The organism is Rothia similimucilaginosa, from assembly GCF_029850985.2.
In the GTDB taxonomy this organism is placed as follows: Bacteria; Actinomycetota; Actinomycetes; order Actinomycetales; family Micrococcaceae; genus Rothia.
The window spans coordinates 1,742,011-1,761,829 of record NZ_CM138149.1; the positions used below are offsets into that span (position 1 = coordinate 1,742,011).

The 19,819-nt window shown below is 59.0% G+C and carries 18 protein-coding genes and 1 riboswitch; of the genes, 4 read left to right on the plus strand and 14 right to left on the minus strand.

Annotation, left to right across the window (positions count from 1 at the left end):
* Position 1: 1 nt before the first annotated feature.
* Genes sdhA through sdhC form a run of 3 tightly spaced genes read right to left on the minus strand, consistent with a single transcriptional unit; the run spans position 2 to position 2,764 of the window.
* A complete protein-coding gene (gene sdhA / locus QFX07_RS07175; protein ID WP_279741739.1) occupies positions 2-1,765 on the minus strand; it encodes a succinate dehydrogenase flavoprotein subunit in 1,764 nt (587 codons plus the stop codon).
* A 51-nt stretch (positions 1,766-1,816) separates the two neighbouring features.
* Positions 1,817-2,302, minus strand: coding sequence for a succinate dehydrogenase hydrophobic membrane anchor subunit (locus QFX07_RS07180; protein ID WP_279741738.1), 486 nt, complete (start codon positions 2,300-2,302; stop codon positions 1,817-1,819).
* 3 nt (positions 2,303-2,305) lie between these two features.
* Positions 2,306-2,764, minus strand: a complete 459-nt coding sequence (gene sdhC, locus QFX07_RS07185) for a succinate dehydrogenase, cytochrome b556 subunit (protein WP_279741737.1) — start codon at positions 2,762-2,764, stop codon at positions 2,306-2,308.
* A 346-nt stretch (positions 2,765-3,110) separates the two neighbouring features.
* Between sdhC and QFX07_RS07190 the strand changes: the two genes are divergently transcribed.
* Positions 3,111-4,220, plus strand: coding sequence for a mannose-1-phosphate guanylyltransferase (locus tag QFX07_RS07190; protein ID WP_279754276.1), 1,110 nt, complete (start codon positions 3,111-3,113; stop codon positions 4,218-4,220).
* A 301-nt stretch (positions 4,221-4,521) separates the two neighbouring features.
* Positions 4,522-5,910 carry a hypothetical protein gene (locus QFX07_RS07195; protein WP_279754275.1) on the plus strand — a complete coding sequence of 463 codons (1,389 nt, stop codon included), beginning with the start codon at positions 4,522-4,524 and terminating at the stop codon, positions 5,908-5,910.
* A 104-nt stretch (positions 5,911-6,014) separates the two neighbouring features.
* Here QFX07_RS07195 and QFX07_RS07200 read toward each other — a convergent pair whose 3' ends face one another.
* From QFX07_RS07200 to QFX07_RS07210, 3 genes are all read right to left on the minus strand, one after another.
* Positions 6,015-6,611, minus strand: coding sequence for a 2'-5' RNA ligase family protein (locus QFX07_RS07200; protein WP_279741734.1), 597 nt, complete (start codon positions 6,609-6,611; stop codon positions 6,015-6,017).
* 33 nt (positions 6,612-6,644) lie between these two features.
* Positions 6,645-7,709, minus strand: coding sequence for a tryptophan--tRNA ligase (gene trpS, locus QFX07_RS07205; protein ID WP_279741732.1), 1,065 nt, complete (start codon positions 7,707-7,709; stop codon positions 6,645-6,647).
* An 86-nt stretch (positions 7,710-7,795) separates the two neighbouring features.
* On the minus strand, positions 7,796-8,671 hold the full coding sequence (locus QFX07_RS07210) for an exodeoxyribonuclease III (protein WP_005506814.1): 876 nt from the start codon (positions 8,669-8,671) through the stop codon (positions 7,796-7,798).
* Between the two features lie 80 nt (positions 8,672-8,751).
* Between QFX07_RS07210 and QFX07_RS07215 the strand changes: the two genes are divergently transcribed.
* The gene (locus QFX07_RS07215) at positions 8,752-9,585 is read left to right on the plus strand and encodes a GntR family transcriptional regulator (RefSeq protein WP_399537065.1); all 834 of its coding nucleotides are present in this window, start codon (positions 8,752-8,754) and stop codon (positions 9,583-9,585) included.
* Between the two features lie 108 nt (positions 9,586-9,693).
* Here QFX07_RS07215 and QFX07_RS07220 read toward each other — a convergent pair whose 3' ends face one another.
* From QFX07_RS07220 to purN, 5 genes are all read right to left on the minus strand, one after another.
* Positions 9,694-10,572 (minus strand): bifunctional methylenetetrahydrofolate dehydrogenase/methenyltetrahydrofolate cyclohydrolase, encoded by an 879-nt coding sequence (locus tag QFX07_RS07220; protein ID WP_279741726.1) that lies wholly within the window; start codon positions 10,570-10,572, stop codon positions 9,694-9,696.
* A gap of 204 nt (positions 10,573-10,776) precedes the next feature.
* Positions 10,777-12,051, minus strand: a complete 1,275-nt coding sequence (gene glyA / locus QFX07_RS07225) for a serine hydroxymethyltransferase (protein WP_279741724.1) — start codon at positions 12,049-12,051, stop codon at positions 10,777-10,779.
* A gap of 277 nt (positions 12,052-12,328) precedes the next feature.
* The gene (locus QFX07_RS07230) at positions 12,329-12,910 is read right to left on the minus strand and encodes a TetR/AcrR family transcriptional regulator (RefSeq protein ID WP_279741722.1); all 582 of its coding nucleotides are present in this window, start codon (positions 12,908-12,910) and stop codon (positions 12,329-12,331) included.
* 267 nt (positions 12,911-13,177) lie between these two features.
* A complete protein-coding gene (gene purH / locus QFX07_RS07235; protein ID WP_279754273.1) occupies positions 13,178-14,788 on the minus strand; it encodes a bifunctional phosphoribosylaminoimidazolecarboxamide formyltransferase/IMP cyclohydrolase in 1,611 nt (536 codons plus the stop codon).
* 212 nt (positions 14,789-15,000) lie between these two features.
* Entirely contained in the window at positions 15,001-15,567 is a 567-nt protein-coding gene (gene purN / locus QFX07_RS07240) for a phosphoribosylglycinamide formyltransferase (protein ID WP_279741718.1), read from the minus strand.
* Between the two features lie 202 nt (positions 15,568-15,769).
* On the opposite strand from purN, the gene QFX07_RS07245 reads away from it, so the two are divergent.
* Positions 15,770-16,342 carry a 4-hydroxyphenylpyruvate dioxygenase gene (locus QFX07_RS07245; RefSeq protein ID WP_279754272.1) on the plus strand — a complete coding sequence of 191 codons (573 nt, stop codon included), beginning with the start codon at positions 15,770-15,772 and terminating at the stop codon, positions 16,340-16,342.
* 12 nt (positions 16,343-16,354) lie between these two features.
* On the opposite strand, the gene QFX07_RS07250 is transcribed toward QFX07_RS07245, so the two are convergent.
* From QFX07_RS07250 to QFX07_RS07260, 3 genes are all read right to left on the minus strand, one after another.
* The gene (locus tag QFX07_RS07250; RefSeq protein ID WP_459741160.1) at positions 16,355-18,775 is read right to left on the minus strand and encodes a cell division protein PerM; all 2,421 of its coding nucleotides are present in this window, start codon (positions 18,773-18,775) and stop codon (positions 16,355-16,357) included.
* Between the two features lie 118 nt (positions 18,776-18,893).
* Positions 18,894-19,328, minus strand: coding sequence for a PIN domain-containing protein (locus QFX07_RS07255; protein ID WP_070686192.1), 435 nt, complete (start codon positions 19,326-19,328; stop codon positions 18,894-18,896).
* Positions 19,329-19,338: 10 nt separating this feature from the next.
* On the minus strand, positions 19,339-19,566 hold the full coding sequence (locus tag QFX07_RS07260) for a hypothetical protein (RefSeq protein WP_005506796.1): 228 nt from the start codon (positions 19,564-19,566) through the stop codon (positions 19,339-19,341).
* A 35-nt stretch (positions 19,567-19,601) separates the two neighbouring features.
* A riboswitch (SAM riboswitch) is annotated at positions 19,602-19,736 on the minus strand.
* Positions 19,737-19,819 lie beyond the last annotated feature (83 nt).

Here is a 19,819-nt window from a genome sequence, read left to right on the forward strand (position 1 = left end):
TTTAGTACTTACGCTCCTTCGGCTCGTAGCGGGTGTAGACAACGGGCTTGGTTTCGAATCGCAGGCCCTTGACACCCTCAAACTCGGATTCGGGGTCGAGGTAGACCATCGAGTGCTTCATGAAGTTGACGTCGTCACGCTTAGGGAAGTCCTCGCGGTAGTGACCACCACGGGATTCCTTACGGTGCAGTGCGCCAACGGACATGACCTTTGCCAGCTCAATCAGGAAGCCGAGCTCAACAGCCTCGAGCAGGTCGAGGTTAAAGCGCTTACCCTTGTCCTGGATGGAGATGTTCTGGTAACGCTCTTCCAGTTCAGCGATGGTTGCCAGTGCTGCGCGGATGGTCTCATCGGTACGGAACACCTGCATGTCAGCTTCCATAGCCTTCTGCAGGTCTGCACGGATAGCGCCGACCTTCTCGGTGCCCTTGCCCTCGAGGATGCCGTTGAGCATATTGAGAACGCGATCTGCTGCATCGTCCGGAACGGGTACAAACTCAGCGGATGCTGCGTACTCTGCTGCCTTGCGACCTGCACGCTTACCGAACACGTTGATGTCCAGCAAGGAGTTGGTACCCAGACGGTTTGCACCGTGGACGGACACACAAGCAACCTCACCAGCTGCGTAGAGACCGGGGATGGTCTCTTCGCTGTTGCGGTAGACCTCGGTCTCGTTGTTGGTGGGGATACCGCCCATTGCGTAGTGCGCGGTGGGGAACACCGGGATGGGCTGGTGGTGCGGTTCCACTGCCAGGTAGGTACGAGCGAACTCGGTGATGTCCGGTAACTTCTCATCGATGTGCGAAGGCTCCAGGTGGGTCAGATCCAGCAGCACGTAGTCCTTGTGAGGACCGCAGCCGCGGCCTTCACGCACCTCGTTTGCCATTGCACGTGCCACGATATCGCGGGGTGCGAGGTCCTTAATGGTGGGTGCGTAGCGCTCCATGAAGCGCTCACCGTCAGCGTTACGGAGAATACCGCCTTCACCACGAGCACCCTCGGTGACGAGAATGCCCAGGCCAGCCAGGCCGGTCGGGTGGAACTGAACGAATTCCATGTCCTCCAGGGGCAGGCCTGCACGCAGTGCGATAGCCATGCCGTCACCGGTGAGGGTGTGTGCGTTGGAGGTGGTCTTGAAAATCTTGCCACAGCCGCCGGATGCGAAGATTACGGACTTAGCCTGGAAGACGTGAACCTCGCCGGTTGCCAGGTCGTAGGAGACGACGCCAGCAGGGCGGGGCTTACCCTCTTCGTCCTTGACCAGGATTAGGTCGAGAACGTAGAACTCGTTGTAGAACTCCACATTGTGGCGAACGCAGTTCTGGTAGAGGGTCTGCAGAATCATGTGGCCGGTACGGTCAGCTGCGTAGCACGCGCGGCGCACAGCAGCCTTACCGTGATCACGGGTGTGACCGCCGAAGCGGCGCTGGTCAATGCGGCCTTCGGGGGTTCGGTTGAAGGGAAGACCCATCTTTTCCAGGTCGAGCACAGCGTCAATAGCTTCCTTAGCCATGATTTCTGCTGCGTCCTGGTCAACCAGGTAGTCGCCGCCCTTAACGGTGTCAAAGGTGTGCCACTCCCAGTTGTCCTCCTCAACGTTAGCCAGAGCTGCGCACATGCCACCCTGTGCTGCGCCGGTGTGGGAGCGGGTGGGGTATAGCTTAGTCAGTACCGCGGTGCGAACTCGCTGGCCGGCCTCAATGGCGGCACGCATACCTGCGCCACCGGCACCGACGATCACTACATCGTACTTATGTACCTGCATGATGTTCTTTCTGTGTTTTAGATGTTTTCGTTTGTCTCGAATACGTCGCCGTTAGCGTGCCGAGCAGAAGCTGGGGAGCAGTTCAGCCGCTGCGCCGGAGGGGCAGGGATCGAACGCGAAGATGGTGAGGGTACCAACCAGCAGGACGAATGCGCATGCTGCGAAAAGGATAACCTTCAGCCAAACGCGCAGGCGGTCCTTCTCAGCGTAGTCATCAATGATGACTCGGATGCCGTTTGCACCGTGCAGCATAGCCAGCCAGAGCAGCAACAGATCCCAGACCTGCCAGAAGGGGTTAGCCCACTTACCGCCCACGAAGCCGAAGTCGATGGCGTGGATGCCGTCGCCGACCATGAGGTTGGAGAAGAGGTGGCCGAAAATTAGCACGACGAGTACGATGCCGGACAGGCGCATACCGAGCCAAGCGAACATCTCAAAGTTATTGCGCTTGGAGGAGGAGCGGTTGTATTTTACGCCGTCGATGCGGTTATCACGCAGACGGGGTACATAGGTGCGGGGCTTGAGCGGAGTAGCCATTGTTTAGTGACCTCCCATGTGCGAGAAAACGATCGGCAGGTGGCGTGCGGCGAAGCCAGCAACGGTAATTGCCCAGAGGAAAAGCACAACCCAAAGAATCTTGATGTGCGTGTAGGTTGCCTTCTGGCTGATTTCGACGTTGCCGTCCTTGTTCTTCGCCTGAATGTGCTCCACGTGCGAGTTGGTTGCCTTACTCCAGAAGTCAATGAGGATAATACGAATACCGTTGAACGCGTGGTAGACGATGGCGGCGACAAGGGCGGTCTCACCCAGACCCATGATGGGGTTCTTGTACAGGCTCAGTACGCCATTGTAGGCCTCCGGAGAGATACGCACGACGGCAGTATCCAGGATATGTACAAGAAGGAAGAAGAAAATCGCGATACCGGTAATGCGATGAGCAACCCAGGACCACATGCCCCAGCGGCCGCGGTAAAGGGTTCCTTTAGAACCATTCAACACTGAATAACCTCCTGCTGCGACGGTGAGCGTCTGGGTTCTGGTGCCGCAATTTTAGACCCCAGCTTCCAGGCACAGCTGTGTGCTCACCGACTGCTTTTGTTCGTCTGTTACTTCCAAGATATCAGGTAAATTCACAGCTTATTGACACCCTGTTCGGGGTTTTTTTACAGCTTCTAAAAGTGAATTAGGGCATATTTTTCTTGCGATACCGTCTACTCCCCTCTGTTTGTGCGGAACTTACCTTATCCTAACCTCAAACATCACAACACTGAGAGTCCCCTGACACTTTCTGCCAAAACGTAAAAGAATTCGATATATGACAAATTCACAAGCTATTCTTGAATCGATGAATACTGCACTCACTCGATTCCGCCCGCTCATTCCCGCTGGCGGTGTTGGCTCCCGTTTGTGGCCTCTATCCCGCGCACATGCCCCGAAATTCCTGCTCGACCTCACTTCGTCGGGCAATTCCCTGCTGCGTGACACCTACGACCGTCTCACCAATCTCAGCAACGGCTCCGTCATGGTAGTTACCGGCACTTCGCACACCAATGCGGTCACACAGCAGATTCCTGAACTGCGTGCCGCTGACCTGGTACTGGAGCCCTCCCCCAAGGATTCGGCCGCCGCTATCGGCCTGGCTTGCGCTATCATCCACCGCCGCGAACCGGACGCCATCATCGGCTCCTTCGCCGCTGACCATGTAATCAGCCCCGTGGATGAATTCCACCGTGTGGTGACCGAAGCTGTCATCACCGCAGCAACCGGCAAGATTGTTACCATCGGTATTACTCCCACCGAGCCCTCCAGCGCGTTTGGCTACATCCACGCCAGTGAGTCCCTGGGTATTAAGGACGCTCCCAATGCTCAGGCTGTGGACACCTTCGTGGAGAAGCCCGATGCCGCTACCGCACAGAAGTACCTGGATTCCGGTGAGTATACCTGGAACGCAGGCATGTTCGTAGCACCGGCGGCCCTGATGCTCAAGCACCTCGAGGCGAACGAGCCCGAGCTGTACGCGGGCATCATGGAAATTGCTAACGCTTGGGACACCCCCGAGCGTGAGGCTATTATGGACCGCGTCTGGGAGACCCTGCCCAAGACCGCTATCGACTACGCCGTGGCTGAGCCCGCAGCAGCAGCAGGCGACGTTGCAATGGTTCCCGGCTCCTTCAGCTGGGATGATGTGGGAGACTTCGATGCTGTGGCACGCCTGAACACCGAGAAGAGCGGCGAAGAGCTGACCATTCTCGGCGAGAAGGATAACGTTATCAACCACGGTTGCTCCGGAATTATTGTCGCGAACACCGACCGCAAGATCTCTATCATTGGCCTCGACGATATCGTTGTGGTGGATACCCCCGACGCGCTGTTGGTCGCTCCCCGCTCCAAGGCACAGGCTGTCAAGGATGCAGTGGGTGAGGTCAAGGCGCGAGGCCTGAACAATCTCCTCTAAATTTTTGCCCCCGCGCAGATACTTAAACCCTGCTCGAGCAAAAGATACCTCTAAGAAACCGGCTCTCTTCTTTTCGGAGGGGAGCCGGTTTTCTTATGCCTCGATGACTATGCCCCGTTGGGTCATTTCGCAGGTGGGTTCAAGGCATTTACCTAGTGGGGCACGAAAGAACGCTCTCTGTAACCGGGTGGGAGCAACAGAATGCCTTACGCATCCCGCATAGACTACACTTCCAGACTCTGACACACCAAGAACCACCCCATATAGAGAATCATTCTCATGTTACTCTTGGTAGATGCACATGACCCGTAAGTTTTTCCTCACCCGCGCCGGCACATTCGGCGCAGTAGCTGCACTCACCCTGACCGCATGCGGTGCCCAAACCACCCAGAACGCACAGACCAGCCCCAGCGCCTCCACCTCCACGAGTACTACCCCCGCACCCATCACCGAAGGCAAGGGGGCGGCAAGCCGCGTCGCTATCACCTACGACGGCGGCGTGTTCGTCTACGACGCCAAGGACATGAAGCTGCTCGCAGACATCCCTAAGGAAGGCTTTCTGCGCCTCTCCGATGCTGGCAATAATCGCCACCTCGTCGTTGCAGACGGTAACAGCTACACCTTCCTGGACACCGGCGTATGGTCCGTAGCGCACGGCGACCATTCACACTACTACACCACGTCCCCATCCCTGTCTTCACTGTCTCTTGTGGCTGACCATACCAGTCACGTCATCAAGGACAACGGCAAGGTCACGGCATTCGCTGACGGCACCGGTTCCTTCGCGGTATACGACCCGGCAAAGCTGACCCATGATAAGCGCACAGTTTCCTCGCTGGAGACCACCACCGTCACCCTGCCGCAGCCGCACCACGGCTTCGCAATCCCGCTACCCAACGACCAGTACCTGGTAGCGGTTGGCGACTCGAAGACCCGCACTGGTGCCGCTGTTGTGGACGCTCAGGGCAAGACCGTCACCGAGAGCCCCGCTTGCCCCGGCGTTCACGGTGAAGCCATCGCCAAGGACGGCGCATTCTCCATCGGCTGCTCCGACGGCGCGCTCATTTATAAGGATGGCAAGTTCACCAAGATCACTAACCCCGAAGACCCGTACTCGCGTTCCGGCAACCAGTCTGGCAAGGCTGACTCCCAGTACGTTCTGGCGGACTACAAGACCGACAAGGACGCTAAGCTGGAGCGCCCCGAGAAGTTCTCCATTATTGACACTGTTGCGGCAACCCGTACCGTCTATGCCCTGCCTTCTGGTGTGAGCTACACCTTCCGTTCGCTGGCTCGCGGCCCTCAGGGTGAGGCTCTGTTGCTGACCACTGACGGCAAGCTGCGTATCTTCGATCCGGCAACCGGCGCTGAACTGGGCTCTGTACAGCTCATGGAGGCGTGGACCGAGTCTGAGACATGGCAGGACGAGCGTCCGGCTCTGTGGGTGGACGGTAAGACCGCCTACGTGACCGACCCGGCGGCCAAGAAGCTCATTGCGGTATCCCTGTCGAACCCAGTAGCGCCAAAGGAGCTGATGAGCGTGGAGCTTCCGAAGACCCCGAACGAGATTCTGGGTGTCTCTTCCTCGCACGCTGCACCGGTTGAGTCTGAGGCGCACGGCGCTGCTTCCTCCTCGGCTTCAGCTGACACGCACGAGTCCGGCGAGGCTCACGAGGGCCACTCCCACTAGGGCTCTCACGCTGAGATAAACCTAGCGAAAATATTAAGAGAGATGCGACCGATAACTTATCGGTCGCATCTCTCTTAATGTATATCAGGTTTATACGCCAGCTACTAACGCAGCGGCAGGACCCTCATCTCTTCCCAGTCCTGCCCGTCGTAGGAGTAGCAGTGCAGGTGATCCACAGTGAAAGTACGCTGCTCAGCGGGCAGAGCGTCAAACACCTCAAGGGCGTTCGCCACCTGCTCCTGCGTGAGCCCGTGGCCTAAGGTCACGTGCGGCACATAGGGGAATGACGCCGCACCGGTACCGAATAGCTCAACCAGCTTCTGGTGAATCTGCTCGAACTCGGCCTTACCCGCCTCCAGGTTCAGGTACTCCACCTCGGTTACCGGCCGGAAGGAGTGTACCGAACCCCAGCGTGCCTCAAAACGCGGCATGTCCAGCGCCTCGCGGAACTGCGGGGACTGCACCGCAACCAGTAGAGACTCGTTCAGCTCCGTCAGGTACACGGTCACGTGGGTGCTGATAGGCGCCACCGCACCACCGGCTACCGCGCGCTTCCACTCTTCCAGGCGCTGAACATTCTCACCGCTCACGTGCGCAATAACGCTCAGGTAGCGGCGGCCAGGTTTCAGGGTCGGGGATACAGGAGCCGTCGTGGGGCTCGAAGAGTTCTCTTGTGCTGTCATCTCAATCGTGCAGGTCATGCAGCGCCTCAGCCAAACTGGCTGAACAGCGCGCTAGATTGCGGCGGCAGGCAAGAAGCCAACCTTCTTGTACACGTTCTCAATGGTGACCGTAGCGATCTCACGGGCAGCGGATGCGCCCACAGCCAGCAGGCGATCCAGCTCGGCGGGGTCGTCCATCAGCTCGAGGGTACGCTCACGCACCGGGGTGAGGCGCTCCACCACGATATCGGCAAGGTCAACCTTCAGGTGGCCGTACATCTTGCCTTCGTAGCGTGCCACGATTTCGTCGATTCTCTCGCCGGTCATTGCCGAGTAGATGGAGAGCAGGTTGGAGACGCCGGGCTTAGCCTCGCGGTCGTAGGCGATGACGGAGCCGTCATCGGTCACGGCGGACTTAATCTTCTTCTGGGTTGCCTTGGGAGTGTCCAGAAGCTTGATTAGGCCCTTGTCCGTGGCTGCAGACTTGGACATCTTCGAGGTCGGGTCCTGCAGGTCATAAATCTTAGCGGTTTCCTTCAGAATCACCGGCTCGGGCACCACGAAGGTCTCACCGAAACGGGAGTTAAAGCGCTGAGCCAGGTTACGGGTCAGCTCCAGGTGCTGACGCTGGTCCTCGCCCACGGGCACGCCGTCCACCTGGTAGAGCAGAATGTCGGCAGCCATCAGAATCGGGTAGGTGAACAGACCCACGGAGGCATTCTCAGCACCCTGCTTCTGGGACTTGTCCTTGAACTGGGTCATTCGGGACGCCTCACCAAAGCCGGTGAAGCAGTTCAGAACCCATGCCAACTGGGCGTGCTCGGGCACGTGCGACTGTACGAACAGCGGGGTGCGGGTCGGGTCAATGCCAGAGGCGATATACTGCGCCGCGGTCAGGCGGGTACGCTCACGTAGCTCCTCGGGGTTCTGAGGAACGGTGATGGCGTGCATATCCGGGATGAAGAACAGACATTCGTTATTCGGGTCGTCCTGCAACGCCACCCAGTTGTTCACAGCACCAATGTAGTTACCCAGGTGCATCGAATCAGCCGACGGCTGCGCACCCGAGTAGATACGCGCCTTCTGCTGAGAGGCATTAGGGATGAGGGATTTATCCGGCTTCTTTTCGTCTGCCATAGTTATTTCCTGTGCAGTTCTTCCTGTGCGGTGCTACGGACGGTGCAGCACATCTTCAAAAACTTATCTGTACGTGGGTACACGTCTTACTCACCGATACGGTAGTCAACCACCAGCGGCGCGTGGTCGCTGAAACGCTCATCGTAGCTTGCCGCGCGATCCACGACCGCTTCCACGGCGCTTTCGGCAAGCGCCGGGGTCGCCATATGGTAGTCAATACGCCAGCCTGCGTCATTATCGAACGCCTTACCGCGGTAAGACCACCAGGTGTAGGGACCGGGCACCTGACCCGCCAGCTCACGAGCCACATCGCGGTAGCCGATATCACCGAAGAAACGGTCAAAGTAAGCGCGTTCCTCCGGCAGGAAGCCGGCACGCTTCTGGTTAGCCTTCCAGTTCTTAATGTCCAGCTCAGTGTGGCCCACATTCAAATCGCCCACGATGAGCACGTGGTCCGAGTGCTTTGCCAGCTCAGGCATGCGCACCAGCATGCGCTCCAGGAAGCGGTACTTATCGTCCTGCTTCTGGGTGCCGACCTCACCGGAGTGAACGTAGGCGCTGACCACCGTCAGGGTCTTACCGTTGGGTAGAACATAGTCTGCCTCAACCCAGCGGCCCGAATCATCAAAGTACTCTTCGCCAATATTCGAGCGGGTTGCTACCGGCTGGTTCTCTAGGACTTCACCGGCTGAGTTCGGGGTGCGGCGGGTCGCCACCAGCACGCCGGCACGGCCCTTCGCAGCAGCCTCCGCGTGCAGAATATGCCACTGGGATTCGTCCAGCAGCTCACGCACGATAGCGTCGGGGGCGCGCACCTCCTGCAGACAGAGGATATCGATGTCACGGCTCGCCAACCACGCCGCCATGTCCTTCTTATAGGCGGCTCGGATACCGTTCACATTCACGCTTGCCACGCGAAGCAGACCGCTCGGGCGTGGTGCAGGGGTGTTAGAAAAATGCATAGTCTTAATTATGCCAGTTTGAGGGAAGAGAATTTTTCACTTGTACGCGTTTTTTATCTGGCTGAACAGTAAACTATTGGGTGATGAATTCACACTCTTCACAGACCACCGACCACGGTGCCCCCTCACATTCTGCGGGCACCACCGCATCCGAAAGTACTGCTCACAACGCTGAGAGCCGCTACGAGCTACCCCCGATTCCCGGCCCTAAGTACGAGCAGGTTATCCACTACATTGAGCAGCGCTATATTATTCCCGGCAAGCCCGGCGATAAGCTGCCCACCGAGCGCATGATTCAGCAGAACTTTGGGGTGAGCCGCCAGACGGTTCGTAGCGCTCTAAAGGTTCTGATTGAACGCGGCCTGCTCTACAACCTGCAGGGCTCCGGCACCTATGTTGCCGAGCGCACCGACGCCACCTACATTCCGCGCGTGGGCACCTTCGTTGATGATATGCGCCGCCGCGGTTTTGGGGGCTCCACCCGCATGATTGCGACCCGCTGGATGGACGCCACCGAAGAAATCTCCACCCATCTGTCCGTGCCGGTGGGCGAGCAGGTGCTGTTCGTGTGCCGTCTGCGTCTTGCCGACCGCGAAGTTATTGGCTTTGAGCGTTCCTACTTTGTGAAGGCTGCTGCAAGCAGCACCCTGGACACTATGATGGCGGAAATGTCCGGCGCTTCAAGCTCCTTCGACCAGCTTGCTGGCATCCCCAACGCCATTAAGCACGCCCGCGTACGCATCAGTGCAGCACTCTTCACCGACGCCGACGCCGAGGCGTTCAACCACCAGGTTCCCGTGGGCGAGGCGGCGTTCAAGGTCTGCACGACCGGCTACGCCGAAGAAGGTAGCCCAGTCGAGTACTCAGAGACCCTGTATCTTGCCGATGCCTACTTCTACGAGATGATTCTCTAGCATCTGCCTTTTTTCTCTTGTGATGATAGTGTGAAGGGCGGTGCCCCAGTAGATTGTTCTACCGGGGCACCGCCCTTTTGAGATATCAGCTCTGAAATACTGCGAGCCTTATGCCGCCTGACGCTCCGCAGTCTCAACCACGTTCACCAGCAGCTCCGCGCGGGTCATCGGACCCACACCGCCGGGGTTCGGAGAAACCCAGGATGCCTTCTGCGCAGCCTCCGGGGAGACGTCGCCGAAGAGCTTCTTTTTGCCGGTCTCCGGGTCCTCAGCGCGGGAAACACCAACGTCCAGCAGGATTGCGCCGTCCTTGACCTGGTGAGCCTTCAGCACGTGCGGAACACCCACAGCAGCGACAATGACGTCAGCCTCGCGCAGTACCTCGTCCAGGTTCTCGGTACCGGTATGCGCCAGGGTTGCGGTCGCATTCACCTCGCGGCGGGTCAGTAGCAGACCCAGCGGGCGGCCCACGGTAATGCCGCGGCCGAGCACCACAACGTTCTTACCGTTCCAGTCGATACCGTGGCGCTTGACCAGCTCAATGACACCGTTAGGGGTGCAGGGTAGCGGGGAATCGAGCGGCTCAGAAACGTTCAGCACAAGCTTGCCGAGGTTGGTCGGGTGCAGGCCGTCAGCGTCCTTCTCAGGGGCGATACGCTCCAGCACGCGGTTCGTGTCCAGGTGCTTGGGCAAGGGCAGCTGCACAATGTAGCTGGTGCACGCCGGGTCATTATTGAGCTTATCGATCTCTGCGTCGAGCTCCTCCTGGGTGATGTCACCGGGCAGGTCCAGGCGGATGGAGTTAATACCGATCTCTGCACAGTCGCGGTGCTTAGCGCCCACGTACGAGCGAGATGCCGGGTCGTCACCGACCAGGACGGTACCCAGGCCGGGAGTAATACCCTTAGCCTTGAGCGCCTCGACGCGCTCCTTCAGCTCCGCCTTAATGGCTGCGGCGGTTGTGTTACCGTCTAGAATCTGAGGCATTGTTTTCCTTCCATAGGTTGTGGCGGGTTCGCCGAAACGGACGATCTATGTGTTGGGTTCTAGGGTGTGTACCTAGCAGGTACCGCTCCCCTGCTACATCCTTCAATGGATGTAGCAGGTAGAGCGGCAAAAGTAAGAGGGCGAAATAACCCCGTCCGCTCAGCATCCATTGGGAATATTAAGCGAACGGGGTCATTCATGGGTCTACCAGTTCTCGCTGCCCTGGTAGAGGGGGTACTTAGCGCAGAGTGCATCAACACGGGCACGCAGAGCGGCAATATCCGGGTTCGGCAACAGCACCGAAGCGATAATGTCAGCTACCTCGGTGAAGCCCTCAGCATCAAAGCCGCGGGTTGCCAGCGCGGGGGTACCGATACGCAGACCGGAGGTCACCATCGGCGGGCGCGGGTCGTTCGGCACAGCGTTACGGTTAACGGTAATACCGGCATCATGCAGCAGATCTTCTGCTTCCTTGCCATTGAGGGCATGGTCGCGCAGGTCAACGAGCACCAGGTGAACGTCGGTACCGCCGGAGGCGATCGCAACGCCTGCGTCCTTCATGTCCTGCTGTAGCAGGCGGTTCGCCAGGATCTGTGCGCCCTCAACGGTACGCTTCTGACGGTCCTTGAACGCGTCAGATGCGGCAACCTTGAACGCGGTAGCCTTCGCAGCGATCACGTGCATGAGCGGGCCGCCCTGCTGACCGGGGAACACTGCGGAGTCAATCTTCTTCTTCAGCTCCTCGGTGCAGAGGATGAAGCCGGAGCGGGGACCGCCCAGGGTCTTGTGCACGGTGGAGGAGACCACGTGTGCGTGAGGGACGGGGTTCGGGTGCAGCCCCGCAGCCACCAGGCCGGCAAAGTGAGCCATGTCCACCCACAGGTACGCGCCGATTTCGTCAGCAATCGCGCGGAACGCAGCGAAGTCCAGCTGACGGGGGTATGCGGACCAGCCGGCAATAATGACCTTGGGGCGCTCAGCCAGAGCCAGTTCACGCACCTGCTCCATGTCAACGCGGCCGGACTCATCCACACCGTACGCCACAACGTTGTACAGCTTGCCGGAGACGTTCAGCTTCATTCCGTGGGTCAGGTGGCCACCGTGTGCCAGGGACAGACCCATGATGGTGTCGCCGGGAGTCAGCAGTGCGTGCATGACGGCGTTGTTCGCCTGCGCACCGGAATGGGGCTGAACGTTGGCGTGCTCGGCGCCGAAGAGTTCCTTCACGCGGGAAATAGCGAGAGACTCAACAATATCGACGTATTCACAACCACCGTAGTAGCGGCGGCCTGGGTAACCCTCAGCGTACTTGTTGGTCAGTACCGAGCCCTGGCTTTCGAGGACGGCACGGGGGACGAAGTTCTCGGATGCAATCATCTCGAGGGTGTTCTGCTGGCGCTTGCGCTCCAGCTCAATGGCTTCTGCAACCTCGTGGTCGAGGTCGGCGAGGGGCATCTCGAGGATCTTCTGCTCGGACATTACGCTCCTGGGAGTGTTTTTGCGTTATCTTTGGTCGCTCATCATTGAGGCTGCCGCGGCGTACGCCGGGCGGTCTTCAGGAGGCGTCGGGCGCCTCCAGTTGAAAACCCTGAATGAAAAAATATGAGCTACACCTCATAATACCGTAAAGCCCGCTTTCCTTCGAGAAGGAAAACGGGCTTTACAAAGCATCACGATGAAGTTTTTACGCCGCCACAGCAGGGCATATAAACCGCCCTTTAGGCTTATCGGCGACAGCTAAGAGGGCCTACACGCCCTATGCCTGACGCAGGATAGCAGAAGCATACTCCAGGTACGCCTCACGAGCGCTCTCCTTCTTACCGCCAGCCACCAGCTGGGTCTGCACCACGTAACCGGTCAGCACGGACAGCACCGCGGCACCGATAACGGTCAGCCACTCTTCAAGTTCCTCTTCGGCGAAGTCCAGCTCAGCGGCACCCCAGGCGCGGTAGCGTTCCAGGGACTGATCGCGCAGGTAGCTCAGCTGTTCAGACACCACGGTCGCCAGCTGCGGCATTGCCACAGCCTCGCCCCAGGTGACGAGCAGGTGACGGCGAATCTTGGGGGTGTCCAGCACCTTCAGGCACCCGAACACGTAGTCCCAGGGTTGTTCGGCGCGGATGCGGTCGAAAGGCGCCATGTCCATGCGGGCTGCCGCCAGGATAATCTCATCCTTGGAGGAGAAGTGGTTATAAATCGCTCCAGCAGACAGGCCGGTGGCCGCAATAATGTCGCTCATCGAAGCCTTCTGATAACCGTGCTTGATGAAGCATTCGCGGGCGGTCTCTACAATCTGAGAACGCCTGTTCTTTTTGTATTCTTCGCTGACTTTAGGCACACCCTAATCCTAGCGAACTTTTGGCCAATCCATACGTATCATGGTCACCATTGACGCACTCTTATGCGCAAATCCCGTGCAAAATAGAGCAAAAATTCTATAAATACGGTTGCACATAATACGGATGCACCATCGCGGATGCCCCAACACGAATATCCCAGGTGGAGAGCATGAAAAAGCGGGGCATCCCAGGCTCCCCGAAGGTTCACCCCAGAATACCCCGCTCACAGCGGGTAGCTCAGCGCATGCTGAGCCCGCTACACATTTTTAGTGGAAGAAGTGGCGGGTACCGGTCAGGTACATGGTCACGCCAGCATCCTTAGCCGCTTCGATAACTTCCTCGTCGCGGATCGAACCGCCCGGGTGCACAACGGCACGCACGCCAGCGTCCAGCAGCACCTGCAGGCCGTCAGCGAAGGGGAAGAACGCATCGGATGCGGCAACCGCACCGCGGGCACGCTCGTTACCTTCACCGCCAAGAGTGTTCGCACGCTCCACCGAGAGCTTGCAGGAATCCACGCGGTTCACCTGACCCATGCCGATGCCCACAGCGGCACCATTATCGGCAAGCAGAATAGCGTTGGACTTGGGCGAACGCAGTGCACGCCACGCGAACTCGAGGTCGCGCAGGGTTGCCTCATCAGCTGCCTCACCGGCAACCAGGGTCCAGTTCTTCGGGTCGTCGCCCTCAGCCTGCAGGCGGTCAGCTTCCTGGAAGAGTGCGCCACCGGAAATGGGGCGGTACTCGATGGCCTCGCGGGCAAAGTCCTCGGGCAGAACCAGCAGGCGCAGGTTCTTCTTCTTGCGCAGAATCTCCAGCGCCTCGGGCTCAAAGTCGGGAGCCACAATCACCTCGGTGAAGATGCCCTTGACGGTCTGAGCCATAGCGGCAGTCACCGGGCGGTTAGCAGCAATCACGCCGCCGTATGCGGACAGCGGGTCGCAAGCATGCGCCTTCGCGTGAGCGTCCGCAATCGGGTCAGCCGCACCGGGGGTTGCCACGGCAATACCGCAGGGGTTATTGTGCTTGATAACGGCAACAGCAGGCTCGTCGAAGTCGTAAGCGGCACGCAGAGCAGCGTCAGCATCAACGTAGTTGTTGTAGCTCATCGCCTTACCGTGCAGCTGCTCTGCCTGAGCAATGCCGGGGGCAGCAGCGGGGTCAGAGTACAGGGCAGCACGCTGGTGCGGGTTCTCGCCGTAACGCAGGGTCTCGCTGCGCTCGAAGCCCAGGCCGGCGTACGGGGGCCAGAAGTTAGCGTCCTCATCCTGCAGGAACTGGGATGCAGTCCAGGTAGCCACAGCGGTATCGTATGCGGCGGTGTGGGCGAATGCGCCAGCAGCAAGGCGGCGGCGCTCATCCAGGCAGAAGCCACCGTTCTTAGCAGCCTCAACGGTGCGCGCGTAGTCGGCGGGGTCCACCACAATGGCCACAGCGTCGTGGTTCTTCGCCGCAGCGCGAACCATCGAAGGGCCACCAATATCGATCTTCTCAATGATGGCGTCCTGACCGGCACCTGAAGCAACTGTCTCAACGAAGGGGTACAGGTTCACGACCACCAGGTCGAATGCCTCAACATCCAGCTCGTTGAGGGTGTCAATGTGCTCCTGCTTGCGGCGGTCAGCCAGAATACCGGCGTGGATGCGCGGGTGCAGGGTCTTCACGCGGCCTTCGAGGCACTCGGGGAAACCGGTGACTTCGGTGACCTCGGTGACGGGTACGCCTGCTGCCGCGATAGTGGATGCGGTGGAGCCGGTGGAGACCAGCGCGACGCCAGCCTCGTGCAGACCGCGGGCGAACTCCTCCAGACCGGTCTTGTCGTAGACGGAAATGAGGGCGCGGCGCAGGGGCACGCGATTGAGCTCAATGAGAGACACAAATACTCCGATGCTTTAGACGTGCACGCCGGATCTCGGCGGCACAGCTGGTGGATGGACGTAGCCTGCCAGGATAGACAGGATATGTGTGGGGGTATTCCCCGCCGTTGTGTACCTTCCCCTCATGGGTACTCGGGTGCCACAACGGAACGTATGTGGGCAGCGGGGTTTGAGCTCGGCTCATTCCGCCGCGGATTATTGAGTAGGCGGATTTAGCTGTCGGATGCAGCGCTATGGGATTCAGCCAGGGATGCGATGGTCTGCACAAGCAGGCGGCGCTCCTGCACCTTAATGCGTTCGTGCAGGGTCTCTTCGGTGTCGTCATCCAGAACGGGCACTGCCGCCTGGGCGAGGATGGGGCCGGTGTCAACGCCCGCATCCACAAAGTGGACGGTCAGGCCGGTAATCTTCACACCGTGCGCCAAGGCATCACGCACGCCGTGCGCACCCGGGAAGGAGGGTAGCAGAGCGGGGTGGGTGTTAATAATGCGGTTGCTAAAACGCTCGACCAGCTGCGCGTCAACAATGCGCATGAAGCCAGCGAACACAATGTAATCGGGGGTGTAGGAAGCGATCTTTTCTTCCAGCGCGCGGTTCCAGGAGGGGCGGTCGGCGTAGTTGCCGGGTTGCACCAGGAAGGTGGGTACACCCGCCGCCTGGGCACGTTCAATGCCCAGACAGGGCTTGTCGGCACCCACTGCCGCAATGTCGAGGGGAAGCTCGCCCGCTGCTACAGCGTCGAGGATGGACTGAAGATTCGTTCCGGATCCGGATACCATAACCACAATTCGCACCCCTCTAGTATAACCCGTCTCACACTCTTATCCAAAGGGAGTAAGAGGTTCACAACACACCCAAAGCCCAAAGGCGAGCATAAAGAAACCCCGGCGGGACAAATCCTCACAGGGGTTCACCGGGCGCAAACTCAACAGGTCGCTAACTCAATAGGTCACGGGCAGACAGGGCGGTACCCTTATAGGTATGTCTACTCCCCCGCAGAACACTCCGAACGACACCCCGCAGCAGCCCACCCCGAACAACGGTGCACCCCAGAACCAACATGTTCCGCCGCGAGCGCCTCAGCAGGCACCGCAGAACATGATGCCGCAGCCTCGGGGACCTCAGGGCAAGAAGCCGCGCAAGCCCATCGACCCGGGTGAACAGCAGAGAGCAAATATTCGCACCGCGTTCATGCTCATTGTTGCCGCGCTGGTGATTTTTGCGGCGTCTTCCTTCGTGCTCTCCACGATGCCGCTTTTCTTGGCGCTCTTCCTCTTCGCGCTCGCCGGCATCACCTTGAGCATTATTGCGATCGTGCGCACCGCAGTCTACCGCGGCCCCTGGTTCTTCTACATTGCCGCGGGCGTCAGTATCATCTACGGCGCCATGACTCTGCTCGGCGGCATGGGCCTCACCTTCATACCCGGCGCGCAGGAATACCGTGAGTGCCGAGCCTCCGCACTAACCCAAACCGACAGGTACACCTGCGATGAGAAGTTCCAGGGCACGATGGACAAGCTCACCGGCGCGTCCAGTCCTTATTCCGCGCGCTAAGAATGCAGTGCGCTAGTTCTTCTCGCGCGCGTTAGAACCATGGCCGCTAGAGCCCTGGGACTTCGAGGAGCTGACATCCAGCGGGGACAGCTCCACGGTAGACGCCTCATCGGTCACCAGCGGAAGCACGCCGGTCTGGCTACGGACCCCAAAGATGCGCTTCATCGCCTGATCAGCAGAGAGAACATCCAGCTCGCGATCCACAAAGTCGCGCTCTGAATCATTCTTCTGCTTCTTGCGTGCCGCCTTAGCTGCCTTCTTCGCCTCGCGCTTCTGCTCACGCTCATACGCACGGTGGTCGCTGGCACGATCCCGAGCAGAATCCTGCGCTGCGGCGGGCTGCTCAAGACCAAAGCCGAAGTACGCCATGATGCGGCTCGCGCGGCCCTTCGAACGCGGCGCCTGCTCTGCGGGCTCTTCGACAGCGCCCTCACGCTCAACTACTACAGGTTCAGTAGCCTCGTAGACGGGCTCCTGAATCAGCTCGCGGGTCTCCTCATCGGAGGGGTCATGAGCGTACAGAGCGGAATCATAGGCAGTGTGTTCATAAGTAGCGTGCTCGCTGGAGGCAGGCTCAACAGATGCTTCGATACTCTCGTAATCCTCAGCATGCGCAGAGTCCAGGTCACCGACCTGCTGAACGGCCTCAATAGGCTCGTACTCCTCAGCGGAGCTCTCTTCAGTAGTAGCTTCTTCGGAGACAGAATCCTGTGCAGCGTTCGCAGTGGATTCTGCTTCTACAGGCTCTTCAGCCGCCTCTTCGCGCTCTGCAATAATCTCAGCGAAAGCGTCCGCCGCCGCACGCTGCGCTAGCTGCTCAGTTGCCTCCACCGGGACGGCAACCACAGGCTCCTGCGGATGCACCGGAACATGACCGGTCGCCACCTCAGATACAACAGACTGCTCAGATACCATAGACAGCTCGGCCTCAACAACGTTCTCAGAAGTCTGCACGCGTGCCACCTCCTCAGCTTCACGCTCTGCAGCTTCACGTTCGGCGGCTTCCTCAGCCTCACGCTGCGCACGCTCCGCGCGCTCCTGGGCACGCTGCTCACGACGCTGCGCAAAACGCTCACGACCCCGTGCAAAATGCTCACGGGTCGAGGCAGTAAAACTCATCAGACGCTCACCCAGGTTCGGGCTCTCATCCGCAAAACGAGGCAGCTCACGACTGCTATCCGGCACCAGGGCGCGGCTCAGCAACATACCGAAAGTCACGCCTGCACCCACAGTCAACGCGGTATGCACCGCAAAGGTCAGCGGCTCAGCACCAACCTCCGTAAAACGGCCAATACCCAGAGAACCGTACGAAATCCAGCCCAACCATAGGGCACCAAACGAGGTCAGAATACCGGTCATCACGCCCAGCACCACGGCAGAAATCAGCGCAGACAGCGGGCGGAACGGAACCTTCAGAGCAACCCACTCATCCAGGTGATCCTCACCCTCACGCAAGAACCACCAGCCAGCAATCGCACCGGCACCCAGCGGCACCAGCAGACCCACCAGACCGAATGCACCCATCGACTCGGGCACAGCACCCAAAATCGGAAGGATCGGCAAAGTACCAGCATCACTACTGGTCAAACCAACCGAGGTGCCCGCACCAAAAGAGAAACCGGCACCGGTCGACCATGCCATCGCATAAATCACCAGGTTTGGCAAGAAACCCAGCTGCAGCAGAGTCACCGCAGTATCACCCACAGCACCCGCGTGCAGCTCCTGGTAGGTGGCAATAATCTGCGACCAACCCGCCAAAATACCGATGCCCAAAAGCACCGCACCCAGACCAATCAGCGCAACAAAAGCAACCACCGCAGCACGCACCACAGCCCAGGCGTACGAACCCGCCCAACGCGAATACTGACTCATCTGCGAAATCTGTTCCGCGGTATCAACCCCCACCATGCGCGAGAGCGAACGCGCCTCACGGTAGCCGCCCCACATCAGACCAGCCACCACAATACCCAAAGGCACCAGGGCAGCATTCAACGCATGAAGAGGCTGCGGATGCGGGCTCGCCCAACCGTACATCGCCGAACTAATCAGCGCATAGGTGACCGAACCAGACAGCACCGGAATCAAAAACTCGCCCTCATACGAGGCGCGCGCCAGGCGACGACCCGAACGATAACAGAGCATCAGAGGCAGAATACTCAAACCCAGAGGCACCAGCGTCATCGTGCCGGTAGAAGCACCAAAAGCTGCCGTAAGGTCTAAAGGAACACCGTGAATCAGAAGCCACAGGTGCGCCGACATGGCGGCCACGGAGGAGAACTCCATGTCGCCAAAACCCTTGGTCGCCCACACGGCAGACATCGCCGCAAACACTGCAACAGCAGAGCACAGGGCAGTAACAATTAGCTCAACAACACCCTGAAGCCACAGAGGCATGGGCATGGAATAACGCGAGATAGGTGAGGTGCTTTTCATCGTCCTTCAATCATGCCACGAATTAACAACGAAACCCGCCTTCGAAATAACACTCAAAAGCGGGTTCTCACAACTATTCGCACAGGGATGCACGCAAGGACGCGTATCCGGCAAAGTTTTACTCCTCAGTCCACGGGTTGGAAGCCTGAACACCCCAGGCGCGGTACACCTGAGCTTTAGAAGAAATCAGCTCCAAATCATAAGCACTCGCGCTCGCCGCCATCAGACCCTCCAGGGCGGCGGTAGGCAACGGACCGGCATCATCACGACCCACGGCATGCACGCCGAGCGGCGCCTGACGACCAGCCCACTCGAGGCTCACACGCGCATCCACATTAATAACGTGGTCGCCAAATCGCTCAAGAAGTTCGGTAATCCAACGATCAGTTTCCGGGTAGGGGTACAGACCCTTCAGCTCGCCAATACTCAGCACAGAAATGTACATATGTCGGAACGAGCGGCGGCGTAGAAAAGCGACCACGGCGGGGTCAGGATCCGCCTTACGGATCTCTGCCAAAACGTCGGAGTCCAGGAGCATACCGGAGAAATTCATACTCCTAATGCTACGCTACACGCAGACCGGCGTACTCAATAGCGGGGATACCCTCGGGGTTCGGCAGAAGAAGGAAGTTCAGGAACTCGTCGCGCTTAGAAGAAATGCGGGAGTAATCGTCAATGCTGACTGCGGTGTATCCGCCTCGCGCGGGGACAGCTGCGGCACGCAGGCTTTCCTGGTAGGAGCGGGAGGGGTTCAGAGAGATTGCTGCTTCGGTTGCAGAGCCGTTGTACATATGACAACCTGCGCCGTGAGTGGCGCGATCCTTTCGCGTTGCTCTTGTCTGTACCAATTACCTCCGGTTATTCCGGTGGTGAATACAAACCGCTTCGTCATCCGAGCCACCCGTGAACATGGGGTTGGCGTTCGACCATAGTCGGAGCTTATCAGTCGAAACTCTTGAAGCTGGGTTTAGCTTACAGCATCTTCTCAAGTTAAGTAAAGCGTTTTTTGAAAGAGATTTAGAGTATTAGCATTTTGGCTTGTGA